This window comes from Autumnicola tepida, from assembly GCF_031846485.1.
Classification (GTDB): domain Bacteria; phylum Bacteroidota; class Bacteroidia; order Flavobacteriales; family Flavobacteriaceae; genus Autumnicola; species Autumnicola tepida.
Genome location: NZ_JAVRHQ010000003.1, coordinates 186842 through 204547 on the forward strand (window position 1 = coordinate 186842; position 17706 = coordinate 204547).

Annotated in this window: 19 protein-coding genes; 2 read left to right on the top strand and 17 right to left on the bottom strand. The window is 41.4% G+C overall.

Annotated elements, in window-relative coordinates:
* Positions 1-59 precede the first annotated feature (59 nt).
* The gene (locus RM553_RS04740) at positions 60-992 is read left to right on the top strand and encodes an HU domain-containing protein (protein WP_311533802.1); all 933 of its coding nucleotides are present in this window, start codon (positions 60-62) and stop codon (positions 990-992) included.
* Between the two features lie 61 nt (positions 993-1053).
* Positions 1054-1563 carry an acyl-CoA thioesterase gene (locus tag RM553_RS04745; RefSeq protein ID WP_311533803.1) on the top strand — a complete coding sequence of 170 codons (510 nt, stop codon included), beginning with the start codon at positions 1054-1056 and terminating at the stop codon, positions 1561-1563.
* A gap of 9 nt (positions 1564-1572) precedes the next feature.
* On the opposite strand, the gene RM553_RS04750 is transcribed toward RM553_RS04745, so the two are convergent.
* The 17 genes from RM553_RS04750 to porW form a co-directional block, all read right to left on the bottom strand.
* On the bottom strand, positions 1573-2793 hold the full coding sequence (locus RM553_RS04750) for a murein hydrolase activator EnvC family protein (RefSeq protein ID WP_432271446.1): 1221 nt from the start codon (positions 2791-2793) through the stop codon (positions 1573-1575).
* Complete coding sequence (gene lolB1, locus RM553_RS04755; RefSeq protein ID WP_311533804.1) at positions 2790-3560, bottom strand: lipoprotein insertase outer membrane protein LolB1; 771 nt, start codon at positions 3558-3560, stop codon at positions 2790-2792. Before lolB1 ends, RM553_RS04750 begins: the two co-directional genes overlap by 4 nt.
* Positions 3560-4933 (bottom strand): tetratricopeptide repeat protein, encoded by a 1374-nt coding sequence (locus RM553_RS04760; protein WP_311533805.1) that lies wholly within the window; start codon positions 4931-4933, stop codon positions 3560-3562. Before RM553_RS04760 ends, lolB1 begins: the two co-directional genes overlap by 1 nt.
* 79 nt (positions 4934-5012) lie before the next feature.
* Entirely contained in the window at positions 5013-6023 is a 1011-nt protein-coding gene (locus RM553_RS04765; protein ID WP_311533806.1) for a sugar phosphate nucleotidyltransferase, read from the bottom strand.
* Between the two features lie 23 nt (positions 6024-6046).
* Positions 6047-6676, bottom strand: coding sequence for a hypothetical protein (locus RM553_RS04770; RefSeq protein WP_311533807.1), 630 nt, complete (start codon positions 6674-6676; stop codon positions 6047-6049).
* A 20-nt stretch (positions 6677-6696) separates the two neighbouring features.
* Complete coding sequence (gene dut / locus RM553_RS04775) at positions 6697-7131, bottom strand: dUTP diphosphatase (RefSeq protein ID WP_311533808.1); 435 nt, start codon at positions 7129-7131, stop codon at positions 6697-6699.
* Between the two features lie 3 nt (positions 7132-7134).
* The gene (locus RM553_RS04780; protein WP_311533809.1) at positions 7135-8586 is read right to left on the bottom strand and encodes a lipopolysaccharide biosynthesis protein; all 1452 of its coding nucleotides are present in this window, start codon (positions 8584-8586) and stop codon (positions 7135-7137) included.
* 59 nt (positions 8587-8645) lie between these two features.
* Positions 8646-9089, bottom strand: coding sequence for a hypothetical protein (locus RM553_RS04785; protein ID WP_311533810.1), 444 nt, complete (start codon positions 9087-9089; stop codon positions 8646-8648).
* A gap of 205 nt (positions 9090-9294) precedes the next feature.
* Complete coding sequence (gene atpG, locus RM553_RS04790) at positions 9295-10155, bottom strand: ATP synthase F1 subunit gamma (RefSeq protein ID WP_311533811.1); 861 nt, start codon at positions 10153-10155, stop codon at positions 9295-9297.
* 83 nt (positions 10156-10238) lie between these two features.
* Entirely contained in the window at positions 10239-11819 is a 1581-nt protein-coding gene (gene atpA, locus RM553_RS04795; protein WP_311533812.1) for a F0F1 ATP synthase subunit alpha, read from the bottom strand.
* 42 nt (positions 11820-11861) lie between these two features.
* Positions 11862-12416 (bottom strand): ATP synthase F1 subunit delta, encoded by a 555-nt coding sequence (gene atpH / locus RM553_RS04800; protein WP_311533813.1) that lies wholly within the window; start codon positions 12414-12416, stop codon positions 11862-11864.
* A 7-nt stretch (positions 12417-12423) separates the two neighbouring features.
* Entirely contained in the window at positions 12424-12918 is a 495-nt protein-coding gene (locus RM553_RS04805; RefSeq protein ID WP_311533814.1) for a F0F1 ATP synthase subunit B, read from the bottom strand.
* Between the two features lie 79 nt (positions 12919-12997).
* On the bottom strand, positions 12998-13219 hold the full coding sequence (gene atpE, locus RM553_RS04810; RefSeq protein ID WP_311501808.1) for an ATP synthase F0 subunit C: 222 nt from the start codon (positions 13217-13219) through the stop codon (positions 12998-13000).
* Positions 13220-13243: 24 nt separating this feature from the next.
* Positions 13244-14332 (bottom strand): F0F1 ATP synthase subunit A, encoded by a 1089-nt coding sequence (gene atpB, locus RM553_RS04815; protein WP_311533815.1) that lies wholly within the window; start codon positions 14330-14332, stop codon positions 13244-13246.
* Positions 14333-14466: 134 nt separating this feature from the next.
* A complete protein-coding gene (locus tag RM553_RS04820) occupies positions 14467-14850 on the bottom strand; it encodes a hypothetical protein (protein ID WP_311533816.1) in 384 nt (127 codons plus the stop codon).
* 1 nt (position 14851) lies between these two features.
* Positions 14852-15064, bottom strand: a complete 213-nt coding sequence (locus tag RM553_RS04825; protein WP_311533817.1) for an AtpZ/AtpI family protein — start codon at positions 15062-15064, stop codon at positions 14852-14854.
* Positions 15065-15105: 41 nt separating this feature from the next.
* Positions 15106-17637, bottom strand: coding sequence for a type IX secretion system periplasmic lipoprotein PorW/SprE (porW, locus tag RM553_RS04830; protein ID WP_311533818.1), 2532 nt, complete (start codon positions 17635-17637; stop codon positions 15106-15108).
* Positions 17638-17706 lie beyond the last annotated feature (69 nt).

The window sequence follows — 17706 nt, forward strand, 5'->3', positions numbered from 1 at the left end:
GTTAATAAAATTTCTTTAGGTAACTTTATCAAAACCCGTGAACCCTTATTTTTGTACCGATGAACATAGCAAAGCATATTCAGGATTTACTTTATCGTTACGAATGCATAATCGTGCCCGGGTTTGGAGCTTTTCTTTCCCAAAAACAACCGGCATTTATAGAGCATAAAACAAATACCTTTCATCCGCCCAAAAAGGTGGTTTCTTTTAACAGGCAACTGCTGAAGAACGATGGTTTGCTCGCCAATTATATAGCTGAAGCGGAACAGCTATCCTATAACAATGCCGTTTATAAAATTAATGAATTTGTCGCGTCCCTCGAGAAATCCCTTGAGGACGATAAAAAGGCCGAACTGGAAAATATCGGAGAATTCACTTTTTCTGCGGAAAAGACTTTGCAGTTCGAGCCTTGTACCGAAATAAATTACCTTACCGATTCTTTTGGGCTGGAATCTTTCCAGAGCGAAGTGGTGCAGAGAGAGGTTTATAAAAAACAGGTGCAGGAACTGGAAGAAAAGACACCTTTCCTTTTCACTCCCGAAAAAAGAAAATCTCCTTCTTATCTTAAATATGCGGCCATTGGCCTGCTTGCTTTAGGCTTAACAGGCTATGCCGGTTTAAACATTTACAGCAACCAGGTTTCGGAACATAATATCGCCGAACAACAGGAGGCAGAGAACCAGCTACAGCAGCAAATTCAGCAGGCTACCTTCATTATAGATAACCCGCTGCCTGCCGTAACCCTGGAAGTTGAAAAACAATCGGGCGATTATCATATTGTAGCAGGCGCTTTTCGGATGCCTGAAAATGCTGAAAAAAAGGTAGACGAGCTTAAAGCTGAAGGATATAAAGCCAGGCTTATTGGTGAGAACAGATACGGCCTTCACCAGGTTGTTTATGCCAGCCTTCAGACTAGAAGGGAAGCGATTAATATGCTGCGCGAGGTGAAGAAAACCAATGAAGGCGCATGGCTGTTGGTTGAGGAGCTTTAATTTAATACTTCTTTAACCGGAAATCGGGCTAAGCACCTTATTTTTGCCGAAAATTTAAAATATGCAAGCAAAATCCCCGGCAGAATCCAGAACTACCCTTACCGACCTTGTATTACCAAGTGAAACTAATCCGCTTAACAACCTGTTTGGAGGAGAACTTCTCGCGCGTATGGATCGCGCCGCGAGTATTGCAGCAAGACGTCACAGCCGGAGAATAGTAGTTACCGCTTCTGTAAACCACGTGGCTTTTAACAAGGCCGTTCCCCTGGGCAGCGTGGTAACCGTAGAGGCAGCGGTATCCCGCGCGTTTAAATCTTCTATGGAGATCTTTATTGATGTTTGGGTGGAAGACCGTGAAAGCGGGCAGCGCAGCAAGGCTAATGAAGCCATTTACACCTTTGTTGCGGTAGACGAAACCGGCACACCCATACAGATACCACCTTTAGAGCCTGAAACAGACCTTGAAAAGGAGCGATTTGCCGCCGCTTTGCGAAGAAAACAGCTAAGCCTTGTTCTGGCGGGAAAACTACAACCAAATGAAGCTACAGAGCTTAAAGCCCTGTTTGAATAATATCAAGACCTACATCTGATAAATCCAATCCGCCGGATTCATTTTTTGGGTATTCCTAAAGATTAAAAAATGAAGGGTTGTTTTGCCGGTGGTCCTGTTGGTGGCCACTTCTCCTATCTCCTGCTCTGTACTTACCACGTCTCCCCTTTTCACATAAACCTCATCCAGATTATCGTAAATAGTGATATAATCCCCATGCCTAATCATTACCGCCTTGTTGGCTCCTTTCAGCAATTGCACTTCGCTAACCGTGCCGTCGAAGACCGCGCGGGCTTTTCCACCTGGATCGGTATCTATGTTCACTCCATTATTGTTAATAATGGCTGTTTTGACTATAGGATGCGGATGCTGCCCGAACGACATGGTCACCACTCCAGATTTTACCGGCCAGGGAAGTTTTCCCTTATTATTGGCAAAATCGGCTGCCAGTGCTTTGGCCGCCGGGGTAAGTTTGTATACATCGCGAGAGGTAGAGCCGCTCTCCTCATTTGCTTTGGCAATAGAAGCCCGTATCATTTCCTCAATTTGCTGGTCTATCCTGTTTATTTCACGCTGCCGCTCTTTAATTTGCGCAGCGAACTGGCCTTCCTTCTTATTAATGGTGGCCATTAGGGCCTGCTGGGCCTTACGGTTTTCTTCAAGCTGTTGCCTTGTGTTACGATTTTCGGCAATCAACTGTTCCTTTTCTTCCTTTTGATCTGCCAGGTTTTTGTTTAAACGCTGCAAATCCTCAGTACGGGAACGTATTTGCTCTCCCTGCTCCTTTCTATAGTTTGTGTACTGCTTCATGTACTGAAGCCGTTTATAGGCCTGTAAAAAGCTTTCAGAAGACAACAGGAACATTACCCGGCTTTGCTGAGATTTGCTTTTATAAGACCTCTTTATCATTTTGGCGTAATCGTCTTTTAGCTGCTGAAGCTCCTTCCGCAGGCTGGAGATCTTTTGGGTATTGGCATTAATTTCCTGCGTAAGCAAATTCGCCTGCTGATTGGTAACTCTTATAAGATTTTCCGTGCGCTTTATTTGCTGGTTAAGGTCTTCTACCTGGGTAAGGACAGATTTTTCCTTTTGCTTATTACTGGACCGCAGTTCATTGATTTTCCTGATTTCATTGCGCAGTTCCAGCCGTTTTTTCTCCAGCTCCTCCCGATTGGTTTGAGCGTATGAGCTACGGCTTAAACCGAAAAAACACAGGAGCAAAAGGATATATCCAAATTTCTTCATTCTCATTTTACGCTGATTTCATCATATCCTGAAGGAATATCGAATGGAAAACTAACTTTCTCATTAAAATCTACTGAGCGGTAAGTGATATCAATATTTGTAGATTCCCCTCCTTCATTGGCAATAATCTTAATGTTTTCAGGGAAAACTCTCCCGTCTATAGTTTGGTAATCCGAATAAGTAATCGTTACGCTGCGGTTTTCTGCAGCCTGTGCCAGCTGCTGTGCCGTAGCTTTATAATTTGAAGGGTCTATCAGGAACATTCTTTCTATCGCGACATTTTGTTCAGGTAAAAACTGATATCCCCTGGCTGATTGTTCCATTTCATAAGGCTCTTCCCGAAGATCATAAATCGCCTGGCCAATTAAAAGATTCTGAAGCTTTTGAAAATCCAGCGGGGTTCCCAGCCATTCACTCACCAGGCTAAAGTCCCCGTCGAAATAACTTTTGCTGATTTTTTCATAGTAGCTCACCGAAGTTGGGGTGATATAAACCTTGGCAACAGGAAATCCCAAAACCGTGGCACTCATCCAAATGGCTTTGTCTTTTTCCATCCTGAAACTAAGACTCACCGACTGAGTTCGCTCTTCAGTTTGATAAACCGCCCGCAATTTGCCTGAAGCAGTTTCAAAATCCACCTCGTTCTCATAATGGCGGGCAATCACGTTGGCAGCTTTAGCATTCCTGGTGGCGATTCCTTTGGTTGCCCTGCCTCCTCCACAGGAAACCAACACGAGCATTAGAAAACAAAGGGTAATACTATTTTTAAACATCAGTTTATTTCTTTTAGTGTTAACTCTGCCTTCCTGGAAAATTCGGCAGCTTTTTCTTCATTATCCAATCCCGCATTCGCCAGTGCCAGCTGAGCATAGAAATCGGATTCCACTTTTTTATCATCGATCAAAAAATCAAGTCCAAAAGTAAGGATTTCCTCTGCTTCTTTGTACTGCTTTAAGGCATTTAAGGCCACTCCACGTAATAAATAAAGCACAGGCTGTGCCGGGAAAATTTCCAGGGCTTCTTCGCTTACGGCAGCGGCAGCTTCAAATTTGTTAAAATCGATCTGCAACAATAAAGTGCTTTTGGTAAGTTCAAAATTATCCGGATTTTGCTTCAGCGCCTTTTCAAAATACTCCAGTGCCTCTTCTTTACTACCATTTCTTAGATAATATTGCCCCAGTTCCTGGTAAAGTTCGGGCCGCTCTTCAGCATTAGAAAGCAGCTGGGTCATTTCCATTAAATCATTTTCATATTCAGGATTATCACCCACAAAAAGAAGGAAATCATTTAAAACCTTATACTTGGAATCAGGATCAATTTCTTCACTATGGAAGACCATTTTCATAGAATTAACAGCGGCTTCGGTTTCACCTCTGTCGAGATGAAATTTATACAACGCCAAATGTACCAGTGTAGATCCCGGATTTGCCTCCAGCAGTTCCTGCGCAATTTTAAAAGCCTCTTCATCATTGCCCTCCTGGCTGTATACGTAAATTAGGTTAAGGTAATTCTGTTCATTTTCCGGATCAGCTGAAATTTCTTTCTCCAGATTATTGATTTGGGCAGTAGTATTATTGGTGATCGCGTAGATTTGTCTCCGCATTTTTTCCCTGTAAGAACTGCTGCCAAGCTTTTTATCCAATTCATCTAAAAGTTCAAGCGCCTTTTCATACCGCCCGCTTAACATGTACAAATTAGCCAGGTCTTCATTATAGGAATTCTCTAGCGGAACCAGTTTTTTTACTACCGAAATGGCCTCTTCATAGCTGCTGGTGAGCATGTACATATCGTACCATTCCGCTAGGATGGCCTCTCTTTGCGGCTCAAGGTTAACAGCTTTTCTGAAGTTTTCTTCAGCTAAACTATAGTTTTCCAGCGCCTTGTGATTTTTGGCAATTTCAAAGAAAACCACCGGGTTTTGCGGCTGCAACTGTTCGCACTTTTCCAAAGCTACTATCGCTTTTTCATAATTTTCTATGCCTTTTTGCTTAAGCGCTTCAAAAAAATACTCCTGGAATTCATCGCTTACATTGCCCAGATCATCATTAACCACCACTTTGGCTAGCTGCTGCTCTTCCTGTGACCACAATTGATACGAACCACATAAGCTTGTGAAAATGCCAAATATGACGATGCTCTTCTTCATTTAATCAATCTAAGATTTCTTCCCGGTTATTAATTGATCCTGACATCTTTTGACAATCTGCCAGGATCTGGAACAGTCATTATTCCAAAACAGAATAATCTCCTATGCTTATTTCTTTAAATTCCCCGTCAAAACGTGCAAAATTACCAATCATGGCGTTATCCAGTTTAGCGTTTTTAACTTCGGCAAAAGTCTGGATAAGGCTGTTCTTGATTTCTGAATTTTCAATTTTTGTCCCGTTTCCGATTGAAACATTCGGGCCGATTTTGGCATTTTTCAGCTCTACATTTTCCCCGATATAGCAGGGTTCGGTAATTTCAGAATCCACAATTTTAACCGAATCAGACATCAGCTTTTCGCCGTCCTGATGGAGAAAATTTAGCATTCTGCCGTTGGTTTCTACGGTTACGTTCTTGTTTCCGCAGTCCATCCACTCATCCACTTTTCCAGGAACAAAACGCAGGCCGTTTTGTTTCATGGCTTCTATGCCGTCATTAATTTGGTATTCCCCACCGCGAATAATATTTTTATCCAAAACGCCCTGCAGCTCATTTTTGAGAACGCCAACATCTTTAAAATAGTAAATCCCGATTACCGCCAGGTCTGAAACCTGTTCCTGCGGCTTTTCAACAAGATCGGTAATTTCCCGTTTATCATTGAGCTTCACCACCCCGTAAGCATTGGGATTTTCAACCTGTTTCACCCAAATTACGCCATCGGCCTCTTTGTCTAACGTAAAGTCGGCCTTAAAAAGTGTATCGGCGTAGGCAATAACGGCGGGGCCGCTTAAGGATGCTTTGGCGCACATAATCGCGTGGCCGGTTCCCAGGGGCTTGTCCTGGTAGTAAATGCTGCTCTTTGCGCCAAGGCTTTCGGCGATTTCTTTAAGATCGGTTTCTACCTTCTCTCCAAAATCTTCCCCTATAATAAAAGCGACTTCGTCTATTTTCTCATCCAGCACCTTTGCAATATCTTCCACCAGCCGGTGTACAATAGGTTTGCCCGCAATGGGAATTAATGGTTTTGGAACGGTTAAAGTATGAGGGCGAAGCCTGGATCCACGGCCTGCCATTGGTACGATAATTTTCATTTTAATATTTTTATTTACTATTTCTATTTTAAAAAACCCCTGTTTCTAAGGTCTTTGTGAATATCTGCGATATCTTCAGGTATTTCTGCTTTCAACAACCAGTTTACATCAAATCCGTTATAAATGGCCGCTTTCATTATATAATGATTCTCACCAATTAGATTTCCAAGTTTTTTAAGCCCTTCTTCAAATTCCAGCATATAATCTTCATGTAGCTTATCGATTAATAACATGATTTTAAAAACTCTTGCTATAACGGCAGTACAGAATTTTCTTGCCTTTCCTGGAGTGGCTGAAAGGATATTGCTCCTGTTATGTTTTAAGACTTCATTAAGCATTAGTATATTAAGACTGGCTTCGCCAAATTTATCTTTGGTAATTTTTACATGTTCAGTGATTTCTCCACTCAAAAACCGCACATCCATATTTAGATAACCTACGGAATAAAAAGTTTCCTGCATATGCTTCGCCCTTTCAATGATGCGGTTTTCCATTTTTTCCCGCTGCTCTTCTACACTTCTAGTATTTACTAACTCAAAGTGCAACCGGTTAGCCAACGTCAAATCTTTTTTTAGCAAACGCAGGATCAGTTTATCCTTCTCCTTATCGGGAAGATGAGTTATAGCTTCTTTAAACTCTTTATCAAACTTCATCAAGTATATTATATAATTTGCTATTGATGCCCGGTACTTCCAAAACCTCCTTCTCCCCGCGAGGTTTCTCCAAGAACATCCACCTCTTCCCAGGTGATATGTTCATGTTTCGCGATTACCATCTGGGCCACCCTTTCTCCATCTTTAATAGTATATTCCTCATTAGATAGGTTTACAAGAATTACTCCAATCTCCCCGCGATAATCGGCATCTATGGTACCCGGAGCATTAAGCACGGTAATTCCCTTTTTGGCGGCAAGCCCGCTTCTAGGCCTTACCTGGGCCTCATAACCCACCGGTAATTCTATAAAAAGTCCTGTTTTTACGATAGTCCGCTCTAAAGGCTTCAGGCTAATTTCTTCGGAAATATTTGCCCTAAGGTCCATTCCCGCCGAAGCTTTGGTCTCGTAATGCGGCAGTTTATGTTCAGATTTGTTGATGATTTTGATTTTCATAAACTATGATTGAATGATTTGTTGGATTTGATTTTTTTCTGAAAAATACACTATTCCTATGAACAGTATCAATAACGGAATTCCCACTAAATAATTTCCGGGAAATATATAAAATGATACGGAAGATAATAAAATTGACAGGCATAATAAACCTAATGTTTTCTTGAGATTATAGGGAATAGGATAATATTTTCTTCCGTAGAAATAAGAAAGGAACATCATCACGCCATAAGCCGCAAGCGTTGCGATGGCAGAACCCATATAGCCAATCCCTGGGATGAGCAGCACATTAAGAAGAATAGTGACAATGGCACCTCCTATAGAAATGAATCCGCCAAATTTAGTCCTGTCGGTAATTTTGTACCATACCGAGAGGTTATGGTAAATCCCTAAAAACAGGTTGGCAAGAAGGATTAGCGGAAGGATTTTCATCGCCTCCCAATACTCTGAATTTTGAATGAGCAGCCGCTTTAATAAATCTGAAAAAACAAGCACAGCTATTAAGATAATACTGCCAAAGATGGTAAAATAATTAGTGATTTGAGCATAGGTTTTAGGCGCATTTTTTGAAGAAGCATGGCTAAAAAAGAAAGGTTCTATTCCCAAACGGAAAGCCGTGGAGAAAAGCGTCATAAAAAGTGCCAGCTTATAGCAGGCAGAATAGGCTCCAATTTTTGCTTTGGCGATATCTGCAGGAAGCATTCTATCCAGGATAATACGATCAAAAACCTCATTAATTGAAAAAGCAATACCGGCAATTAATACCGGAACGGCATAGGCAAGCATCTTTTTCCATAGCAGTTTATTAAATTTAAAACTTATATTCAGATAAAAAGATAGCATTAAAACTAAGGTGACCGCACTGGCAACCAGATTTGAAATAAAAACATAGGATATCTCAAAATCGGGACGATAGATCGATGCGAAAATGGAAGATTCCCTTGCCAGGTCTTCCAGGTAAATAAGAAAAAAAACGTTCAATCCCAGATTGATGGCGACATTCAGTATTTTAATGACTGCGTATTTTAATGGCTTTTCTGTGGCTCTAAGCCATGAAAAAGGAATAATAACCAACGCATCCAGGAATAAGATCCAGATCGCCAGATTTATATATTTAAGCGGAATATTTATAAGGTCTGAAATGTAAGACCGGACAAGAAATGCAAGTGCCAGAAATAAAACCGAAGTTCCCAGCAGGGACAAGGCAGAGGTGCTTAAAACGCTTTCCCGGTTTTCAGATTTGTTATAATACCTGAAAAAGGCGGTTTCCATACCATAGGCCAGGATTACATTAAAGAGTACAAAATATGCGAATATCACCGAAATTTCCCCATATTCTTCCATAGGCAACACATCGGTATACAGGGGTACTAATATAAAATTAAGCATTCTTGGCAGCACCGTGGCCAGCCCGTAGAGAAAAGTATGTTGAAATAATTTTTTGAAAGTACCCAATGGGAATGCCTTGATTTCTTACAAATATCTGAATAAATCAGAAGTAATGGCGCCTGGAATTAATCCTTTTCCACAATTCCTTCCAGTTTGTAGAACTTTGTAGCTGCATTTTTGGCAAAAACCAGCAGGGCTTCATCACTTTTAAGTTCTACGGGACTTTTTTGGGGTTTTTGAGGTGGTTTATTTCCGTATTCCTCTTTGGGATCACTGCTCATTATCATGGACGGGTCTTTGGTGTTGAACCTGGCCACATATTCTCCCGGGATTTCCTCATTTTGCTTTAGCGGAGACTTCATCCCGCGAAAGTAAACACTCTCCAGGGATACTCGATTTTCCTGGATGGCCACAACGGGAATATGTAATAGTAGAGCCGCGTCTTCAGAAGTAGTGTAGGCTTGTCTAAATTGGGCCGGTGGGGCTTCCTGAAGTTCTTTATTACTCCCACAACTGGCAAAGAGGCTAAAAACAAAAATACTGCTCAAAAGAAGGTATGCATGTTTCATGATAAATGGCTTTTTTGTGTTTAAAGGTAAGGAAGCAAAACAGATGCCAAAGAAAAACCCGCAGGTTTCGGCTGCGGGTTTCTTTTGTATTATTGAATTTGACGGTTGGCTACTTCTAACCCTTCCGCCCCTCTCGGGCCCACCTACCCTTGAATGGGAAGGAGCGAATTAGTGCTGGAGAAATTTGACTCCGCTAACGCTACGTCTAATTGCTCAATGCTTCGGCGCCACCAACAATTTCCAGAATCTCGTTGGTAATGGAAGCCTGGCGTGCCTTGTTGTAAGTGAGTTTAAGATCGTCCCTAAGCTCTGTGGCGTTTTCAGTGGCCTTGTGCATGGCTGTCATTCGCGCCCCATGTTCAGAAGCAAAGGAATCCCGTAAGGCTTTATAAAGCTGCATTTTCAGGGATTTAGGAATAAGCTCTCTTACAATTTCGATTTTTGAGGGTTCAAAAATGTAATCCAGTTGCTTATTATTCTCCTGTTCAAACTTCGGAATTGGCAGAAACTGCTCTTCAGTTACAACCTGCGTAGCCGCATTTTTAAACTGATTATAAACAATTTCTATTTTATCGTACTTCCCGTCAAGGAACAACTGCATTAATTCTTCGGCAACTTCAGCAACATTATCAAAAGTGAGCTCGTCGTAAATCTCATTATTGTTCTTGTAAATAGTGAAATTACGGGTAAGAATGTCATTCGCCTTTTTTCCGATAGTATAAAATTCCACATTTTTACCGGAATAATTTTCTTTGGCCCTTTGCCGCACCGCTTTGATAATGTTGGTGTTAAAAGCCCCGGCTAAACCCCTGTTGGAAGAAATAGCAACAACCAATACATTTTTAACCTCTCTTTCCTCAGCGAACTTGCTACTGGAATCATCATCAAGGGTAGCGCTAAGATCCTGTAAAAGCTGGGTTAACTTTTCAGAATAAGGACGCATTGCCTCGATCGCGTCCTGGGCTTTGCTCAATTTAGCAGCAGAAACCATTTTCATGGCACTGGTAATCTGCATGGTTGAAGAAACCGAAGTAATCCTGCTACGTAATTCTTTTAAGTTTGCCATAATCCCCTCTTAATCTCCCCAAAGGGGAGAAATTAAAATTTTATAAAACCCCTCCCCCTCGGGGAGGATGGGAGGGGAATTTACTAGTTTTTATATTTCGCTGAAAGCTCTTTAGCTACTGAAGCCAAAGTATCGGTAACCTCGTCTGTAAGTTTTCCTGCTTTCAAGGTGTCCAGAGTATCCCTGTGCTTAGCGTTAAGGTACTCCAGGTAATCTTTTTCGAATTCCTTTACTTTATCTACAGGAACATCCCTTAGAAGGTTTTTAGAACCTGCAAAAATAATCGCGATCTGGTTTTCTACCGGATACGGGTCATTCTGGCCCTGCTTAAGGATTTCCACATTACGCTTCCCTTTTTCGATCACGTTCATGGTGGCAGGATCAAGATCTGAACCGAATTTCGCGAAAGCTTCCAGTTCACGGAACTGTGCCTGGTCAAGTTTTAGCGTACCTGCAACCTTCTTCATAGATTTGATCTGCGCGTTACCACCCACACGAGAAACCGAAATACCCACGTTAATCGCAGGACGAACCCCGGAGTTGAATAAATCTGAAGTAAGGAAAATCTGCCCGTCTGTAATCGAAATTACGTTAGTTGGAATATATGCCGAAACGTCTCCTGCCTGGGTTTCGATAAGCGGAAGCGCGGTTAATGAACCTCCACCTTTTACTTTATCCTTCAAAACATCCGGAAGGTCGTTCATCTGGCCGGCAATTTTATCATTATTAATAACTTTTGCCGCGCGCTCCAACAATCTGGAGTGAAGGAAGAAAACATCACCTGGATAAGCTTCACGCCCCGGTGGACGACGAAGCAACAAGGAAACCTCACGATAAGCAACCGCCTGTTTAGATAGATCATCATACACGATAAGTGCAGGACGGCCTGTATCTCTAAAATACTCCCCGATCGCAGCACCTGCAAACGGAGCATAAATTTGCATTGGCGCAGGATCTGAAGCATTTGCCGCTACAATGGTGGTATAGGCCAAAGCACCTTTATCTTCAAGCACTTTAGCAATACCTGCAACGGTAGAAGCTTTTTGCCCAATAGCTACATATATACAATATACCGGCTCCCCGGCATCATAAAATTCTTTCTGGTTAAGAATGGTATCTATACAAACTGTGGTTTTACCAGTCTGGCGGTCACCAATTACAAGCTCACGCTGTCCCCTACCTACAGGAACCATGGCATCTATAGACTTGATCCCGGTTTGAAGCGGCTCGGTTACCGGCTCACGATAAATTACACCAGGCGCTTTACGCTCCAAAGGCATTTCGTAAGTTTCACCTTCAATAGCACCTTTTCCATCAATAGGATTTCCAAGGGTATCTACTACCCGGCCAACAATACCTTCTCCAACATTGATAGAAGCGATACGCTGGGTCCTCTTAACTACAGAGCCTTCTTTTACCTGTTTATAGGAACCTAGAAGTACAACCCCAACATTATCTTCTTCAAGGTTAAGTACAATACCTTCCAGTCCGCCTTCGAACTGAACCAGTTCCCCGTATTGTGCATTAGACAGGCCATAAACGTTTGCGATCCCGTCACCTACAGTAAGGACGGTTCCAACTTCGTCTAAAGAGGCTTCTGCCTCAAAACCTGATAATTGCCTTTTTAATATTGCTGATACTTCAGCAGGATTTACTTCTGCCATAATTACTTGTTATATAATAACACGCCCAATTGCGTAAATTTTCTAAATTTTTGAAACGAATGTATTGTCTTTAAATTCTCTTTTCAGGTTATTGAGATTCCTGGCGATACTTGCATCATACTGCAAATCTCCAACCCTCAATATAAATCCGCCAATGATGCTGTCATCAATTATATTTTTAATAATAGCCCCGGCTCCTGTTAATTCTTTTATTTTATTCTGAATTTTTTCTTCCAGTTCTTTATTAAGAGGAACTGCAGTGGTTACTATGGCTTCCTGCATTCCGCTTGTGCCATAATACATTTTTAAATACTCCTTTGCAACAGCATTTAAAATATTGATACGGTTATTTTCAAGCAGAATGTCAAAAGCTCCAAGGGTTACCGCATTGCTGCTTTTGAAGATTTCCTTCAGCGCACTTTTTTTCATGCTGTTTTTAACAACCGGGCTGCTTAGCAGGTGCTTTAAATCGTCACTGCCGCCAATTGTTTTTACGATGGAATCCATATCATTCTTAACCTCTTCAGCAACTTTTTTATCCCTTGCCAGAGAAATTATTGCCTTTGCGTAACGTTGTGCTGCTCTTGTTCCCTTCATAGCCAACCTAGTTTAAAGTAACATCACCAAGCATTTCATCAATCATCTGGTGCTGTTTTTCTTTAGTAGACAATTCTTTACGAACTACTTTTTCTGCTATTTCTATGGATAAGCTGGCCACCTGATTTTTGATATCGGCCATTGCCGCTCTTTTTTCCATTTCTATACTTTCTTTCGCCTGGGCCACTATTTGATCAGCCCTTTCCTGAGCTTCATCATTGGCATCGGCTATAATCCTTTCCTTCAGCTGGCGTGCTTCTTTTAAGATGGTGTCCCTTTCTGCACGGGCTTCCTTCAGAAGCTTTTCATTATCAGCTTTAAGATTTTGCATTTCCTTCCTGGCCTCTTCGGCTGAAGATAATGCTTTATTAATCGACTCTTCCCTGTTCTTAACCGCACCAAGAATAGGATTCCAGGCAAATTTTGCCATAAGGAAAATAAGTACCAGGAAAACTATTGTCTGCCAGAAAAATAAACCAAATTCAGGGGTAATTAAATCCATATATCAAATAATAATAGTTAAAACATCATTTAAAAAGCGCCTTCGCAACCAACCGTTGCGAAGGGCTCTTTTCCATTAATTATCTTAGTACACCAAGCAAAGATGCAACTACCCCAAAAAGGGCAACACCTTCTACAAGTGCAGCAGCAATAATCATAGCTGTTTGAATTTTTCCAGAAGCTTCTGGCTGACGGGCGATAGCATCCATGGCAGAGCCACCGATTTTACCAACTCCAATAGCCGCTCCCACAACTGCCAAACCAGCACCTAAAGCTGCAAGACCTACATACAATAATTCCATAATTGAAAAATTTAAAAATTAAAATTAATGATGTTCATGTTCCTCTACCGCCATCCCTATAAACAGGGCCGACAATATCGTAAAAATAAACGCTTGAAGGAATGCTACCAGCAATTCCAGTACTGTTATAAATAATGCAAACGGAACGGAAACTCCTGCAACTCCTGCATTTTCTAATATAAATATTAAAGATATTAAGCTTAAAATAATGATGTGCCCTGCAGTAATGTTCGCAAAAAGACGAATCATAAGAGCAATTGGTTTAATAACCACCCCGGCGCCTTCTACAACTGCCAAAATAGGCTTAACCCATGTGGGGATACCAGGCATCCAGAAGGTATGCTTCCAGTAATCCTTATTTCCATTTATTATAATAAGTGCCAGGGTAAACAATCCCAGGGAAACGGTTACGGCAATGTTGCCGGTAACATTAGCTGCCCCGGGCAAAAGACCCAACAGGTTGGTAATCCAGATAAAAAAGAATACCGTAAGCAAAAACGGCATAAACTTCATGTATTTCTTTTCCCCAATTTGAGGAATTGCAATTTCATCCCTAACAAACAGTACCAGGGTTTCCAGTACATTATTAAAACCTTTAGGGGCATGCGAATTCTTTTTATGATGACTGGCAAGGCTACGGAAAAACAACAACATCAAAATAACGGTTATAAACATAGCCGCCACGTTTTTTGTGATAGATATATCCCAGGGCTTGCTGGCGTTTAAAGGATGGTGTTCAGCATCAAACTCTACTGCTTCAGCACCGTCTTCCAGTCTATAAATATCTTCATGAAGGTTTACAAAGCGCATTCCGTTTGCTTCAACTACATGATGGCCTTCCGTATCATGATGAAATTCACTGGACATGAAAGACACCAGCCCATTTTCTGTCCACAAAATAACAGGAAGCGGGATAGTAAAAGAATTTTCTCCTTCCCCAAAGAAATGCCACCCATGAGCGTCACCAATATGGTGCATAATCATCTCTGTGGCATTAAACTCTTCTTCAACTTCTCCAAGAGATTCGTGCTCCTGTGCGAATGAAAACAGTGGTAGCAGGGCAAAAGCCAGTGCAAAATACACTTTAATCCATAAAGATTTGTGTGCTGTCATAGTACCTGTTCAACTTAAAATTACGGCCTCTAAATTTCCGTGCAAAGGTATACTTTTAATTTTTATCTGAAAGTAGCCTCTTCATTTTTTTGACAATATCGCCATTTTTGATAATGTTATTGATATTCAGCCGCTTATTTTGAATTTATTAATCTTACCGCGAAAAAGGTTTCAAAGATCAGGAATAGAAAATAAGGAATAAAAAACGCCAGCACATTGGCAAACGGGTGCGCAACTTTTGCCAGCAGCATAGGCAACAGAAACAGCACAGCGGCAAACATTTTTAAAAGCCCGGCTCCCATAAAGGCAAAACCGGTTTTATCCTGAAATTTATCGTGCACCAGCAGGAGTAAAAAGTAAATAATAAATGTGGAAAAAAAATGAAACGCATAAACAGAGAAGATGCTGTAATACATTTTTTCGCCCCCAAAATAATTCACGATAAAGTACTGGAAAAGCATCAGAAGAAAAGTGAACGGAAGAAAATATTTTAAAAACCGGAGTAATCGTATCTTCATCCTAATCATCCTTACTCATATTGCTAATGCCCCGGTAGACCTGGTATAGTGCGATAAATACTCCTAAAAGGGAAACGCCAATGGTAAAAGCCGAATATTTATTGGGAAATTTCCCGTCCAGCCAGATACCCAGGAATACCCCTGCCGCTATTATAATGCCCATCTGGAAAGCAATATTTACAAATTCCAGGTATTTACGCTGATCATTTTTCATTTATTGGCTTATCATTTTATTCCCGAAAGCATCTTTAAGATTTAATTGAATTTATCTAAGTAGGTTTGGAGGTTCTTCTTAATTTGTATGATCCTGTAATTTTGATCTGAAACAGGAATAGCTTCACGCTTTACTCTATAATTATCGTTTTTTTCAAGTAATTCAGCAAAACCCAAAGCGGTCATTTTATTCTGAAGGCCATGAACCGTAACAAAATTTATATCGGGATCGTAGGTATCTACAGATGTTGAAAGTTTTTTATAGTCCAGGTCTTCCAGTGCTTTATCAATTTTTTCCTTAAGGGCGAGCATCTCTTCGTGCTGCGCAGAATTAAAGGAAAACAAAAGTTTAAATCCGGTTTGCAGGCTGTCTTCTGCCACCAGGTCCAGCTTCTGAAGTTGTGGAATAGCGGTATTGTAAATATTCTGGGCCTTCTTCCCTTCTTCAGTTTGGGGATAATCCAAAGCCAGTTTATTAAGCGCCGCTTTATATTCATCTAAACCATATAAACGCCCTGTCGCCATTGCTTTTAGCAGTTCTAATTTTGGCACAATTTCGTCCCCGGTATATTGCGTGATAAGTTGATTGCTTTCTTCAATAACTTCAGCGTATTGCTGATCTTCAAAAAGCTCATAAACCTCGTCGTAAGCATCATCGGGAGAATTGCCCTCTACAGCCAGGCTTTGCGGGTTCCTTATGTAGGCAGCATAACGGGAATCTGGATAATTATTTAGAATATCCTGTTTTATTTCTTCCATTTCACGCAATCTACCCGTGGCCTGGTAAGATTTATACAGATTGTACTTTGCGGGCAATACCAGCCTTTCTTCCGGAGTATTTCTAAGTAAGGTCTCCAGCCTTTCCGCAGCAAGGCCATACTCATTATACTTTTCGCTGTAGATAATTCCCAGTTGATAATAGGCAAAATCGCGGTCCCTTGTTAAACTATCCAGGGTATACCGGTCTTCCGGAATCTGACTAATATAAGTCATCGCGTCAAAACGCGGATCTGTCTGAATATCGATCTCAAGGAATTCCTGCTGCACCTGTTCCTGGCTCACGTTGATGGTATTATCCCCCCAGCGCCAGTTATCGGCCAAAGTTCTTCGCCCCCAGATCCTAACGAACTCCCGGGCGCCGTTGGCAATCCTGGCAGGATTGTAGAAATAAAAAGTATTAACCGGCCCGGCGGCATTGGCAACTGGAATGGCAGGGCCAAAATTATTTTGTGACAAAGCGAGATCATTCTGCCCGGCCAGCACTTCTTCAGTATATGCTTCTTTTAATTTGTTGGTGTAATTAGTAAAATAAGCAATCCGTTCTTCCCGGGTCATATTGGCAAGCCGAAGAATACTGTCGTTTTGTTCAGCAATATCCTCATACTGGATGATATCTTCCAGGTTGTTCCTTTTCTTGCTGATGCTCCTGAATTCCCGTAAACGCGGAGACATATTGGCCAAAGTGCTGTCAAAATACAAACTGGCAACACGATAATTGGAATTATCAAAATTCATATTGGCCAGAATCTCGTAATTGATGGATTTCAGGTATTTGTCACTTGATGGGGCTCTTAGCGATTTGTTGTAATATTTTGTAGCAATTTCAGTAGAATCGAGTTTGCTGTAATATTCCCCAATCTGAAAATAAATTTTATCCAGGAAAGGCCTGTTTTCACGGTTTTCTTCAAGTTCTGCCAGCATTTCCCTTAACTGGTAATTGCTGCCCTGGTTATAATCAAAATTCCGCGCTTTTTGAATATAGGCGTTAATCATGTAAACCCTGGGCGATTTTCGGTTTAAATCGATAACTTCATCAAAAGCTGCATTTGCCAGTTTCGGCTCATTTAATTGATTATGAAGCTGCCCAAGGATAAAATAATACCTTCCCTTTTCGTTGTTTTTCCCGGTGAATTCTGCAGCGCGTTCCAGGGGCACCATAGCGCTATCCGGATGGTTCATATTTATATAAGCCTGGGCCAGCGCCGCGTTGGCATCGGCATAATCCTGTTCCTCAAGATTGAAGTTTTCCAGAATCCTCTTTAAATTGGTAATTGCCAACCGATTGTTATCCAGGCGCATGTTTGTTTTTTCCCTCCATATTTGCGCATGGTTTATATTATCACTCCCTGGATATTTATGAAGGATATAATTGAAGGCTTCCAGCGCGGGAATAAACCGCTGATCGAAATAACGCGCTTTGCCCAGCAGCAGGTAAGCTTCGTCTATTTGCGGATTTTGTTCTTTGCCTTTAATGAGCATGGAATGCCGCTGAATGGCTTTTACGGCCTTTTCTTCGGCATAACCAAAATTCTGGTTTCTAACACTGTCCGGCAGCGTGATATTTTCATCAATCTGCATGCGTTCCACCGGCAGGATATCCCAGTAATTATCGGCGTAATTATTATTCAGCTCCTCGCGGCCTTTTTCCAGCGCGAGATTACCGTTATAAAGCGTGTTATACTCGGTAGTCATGGCATGCCAGTTACGGCTAAGAAAAGTGTTCTTCTTGCGCGAACAGCTTAGGCCAAGGCAGGCAATGAAAATAAGGAAAAGTATTCTGGTAAATATCTTCAAAATCAGCGTTTTCTTAACTCCTTGAATAACTGAAAAACAGCTATTTTAGTGTGTAAAAATACGCTTCTT

Excerpts from the sequence above, each read along its gene's own strand:
- RM553_RS04740 (WP_311533802.1), top strand. The coding sequence starts at position 60 with ATGAACATAGCAAAGCATATTCAGGATTTACTTTATCGTTACGAATGC.
- RM553_RS04745 (WP_311533803.1), top strand. The coding sequence starts at position 1,054 with ATGCAAGCAAAATCCCCGGCAGAATCCAGAACTACCCTTACCGACCTT.
- RM553_RS04750 (WP_432271446.1), bottom strand. The coding sequence starts at position 2,793 with ATGAGAATGAAGAAATTTGGATATATCCTTTTGCTCCTGTGTTTTTTC.
- lolB1 (WP_311533804.1), bottom strand. The coding sequence starts at position 3,560 with ATGTTTAAAAATAGTATTACCCTTTGTTTTCTAATGCTCGTGTTGGTT.
- RM553_RS04760 (WP_311533805.1), bottom strand. The coding sequence starts at position 4,933 with ATGAAGAAGAGCATCGTCATATTTGGCATTTTCACAAGCTTATGTGGT.
- RM553_RS04765 (WP_311533806.1), bottom strand. The coding sequence starts at position 6,023 with ATGAAAATTATCGTACCAATGGCAGGCCGTGGATCCAGGCTTCGCCCT.
- RM553_RS04770 (WP_311533807.1), bottom strand. The coding sequence starts at position 6,676 with ATGAAGTTTGATAAAGAGTTTAAAGAAGCTATAACTCATCTTCCCGAT.
- dut (WP_311533808.1), bottom strand. The coding sequence starts at position 7,131 with ATGAAAATCAAAATCATCAACAAATCTGAACATAAACTGCCGCATTAC.
- RM553_RS04785 (WP_311533810.1), bottom strand. The coding sequence starts at position 9,089 with ATGAAACATGCATACCTTCTTTTGAGCAGTATTTTTGTTTTTAGCCTC.
- atpG (WP_311533811.1), bottom strand. The coding sequence starts at position 10,155 with ATGGCAAACTTAAAAGAATTACGTAGCAGGATTACTTCGGTTTCTTCA.
- atpA (WP_311533812.1), bottom strand. The coding sequence starts at position 11,819 with ATGGCAGAAGTAAATCCTGCTGAAGTATCAGCAATATTAAAAAGGCAA.
- atpH (WP_311533813.1), bottom strand. The coding sequence starts at position 12,416 with ATGAAGGGAACAAGAGCAGCACAACGTTACGCAAAGGCAATAATTTCT.
- RM553_RS04805 (WP_311533814.1), bottom strand. The coding sequence starts at position 12,918 with ATGGATTTAATTACCCCTGAATTTGGTTTATTTTTCTGGCAGACAATA.
- atpE (WP_311501808.1), bottom strand. The coding sequence starts at position 13,219 with ATGGAATTATTGTATGTAGGTCTTGCAGCTTTAGGTGCTGGTTTGGCA.
- atpB (WP_311533815.1), bottom strand. The coding sequence starts at position 14,332 with ATGACAGCACACAAATCTTTATGGATTAAAGTGTATTTTGCACTGGCT.
- RM553_RS04820 (WP_311533816.1), bottom strand. The coding sequence starts at position 14,850 with ATGAAGATACGATTACTCCGGTTTTTAAAATATTTTCTTCCGTTCACT.
- RM553_RS04825 (WP_311533817.1), bottom strand. The coding sequence starts at position 15,064 with ATGAAAAATGATCAGCGTAAATACCTGGAATTTGTAAATATTGCTTTC.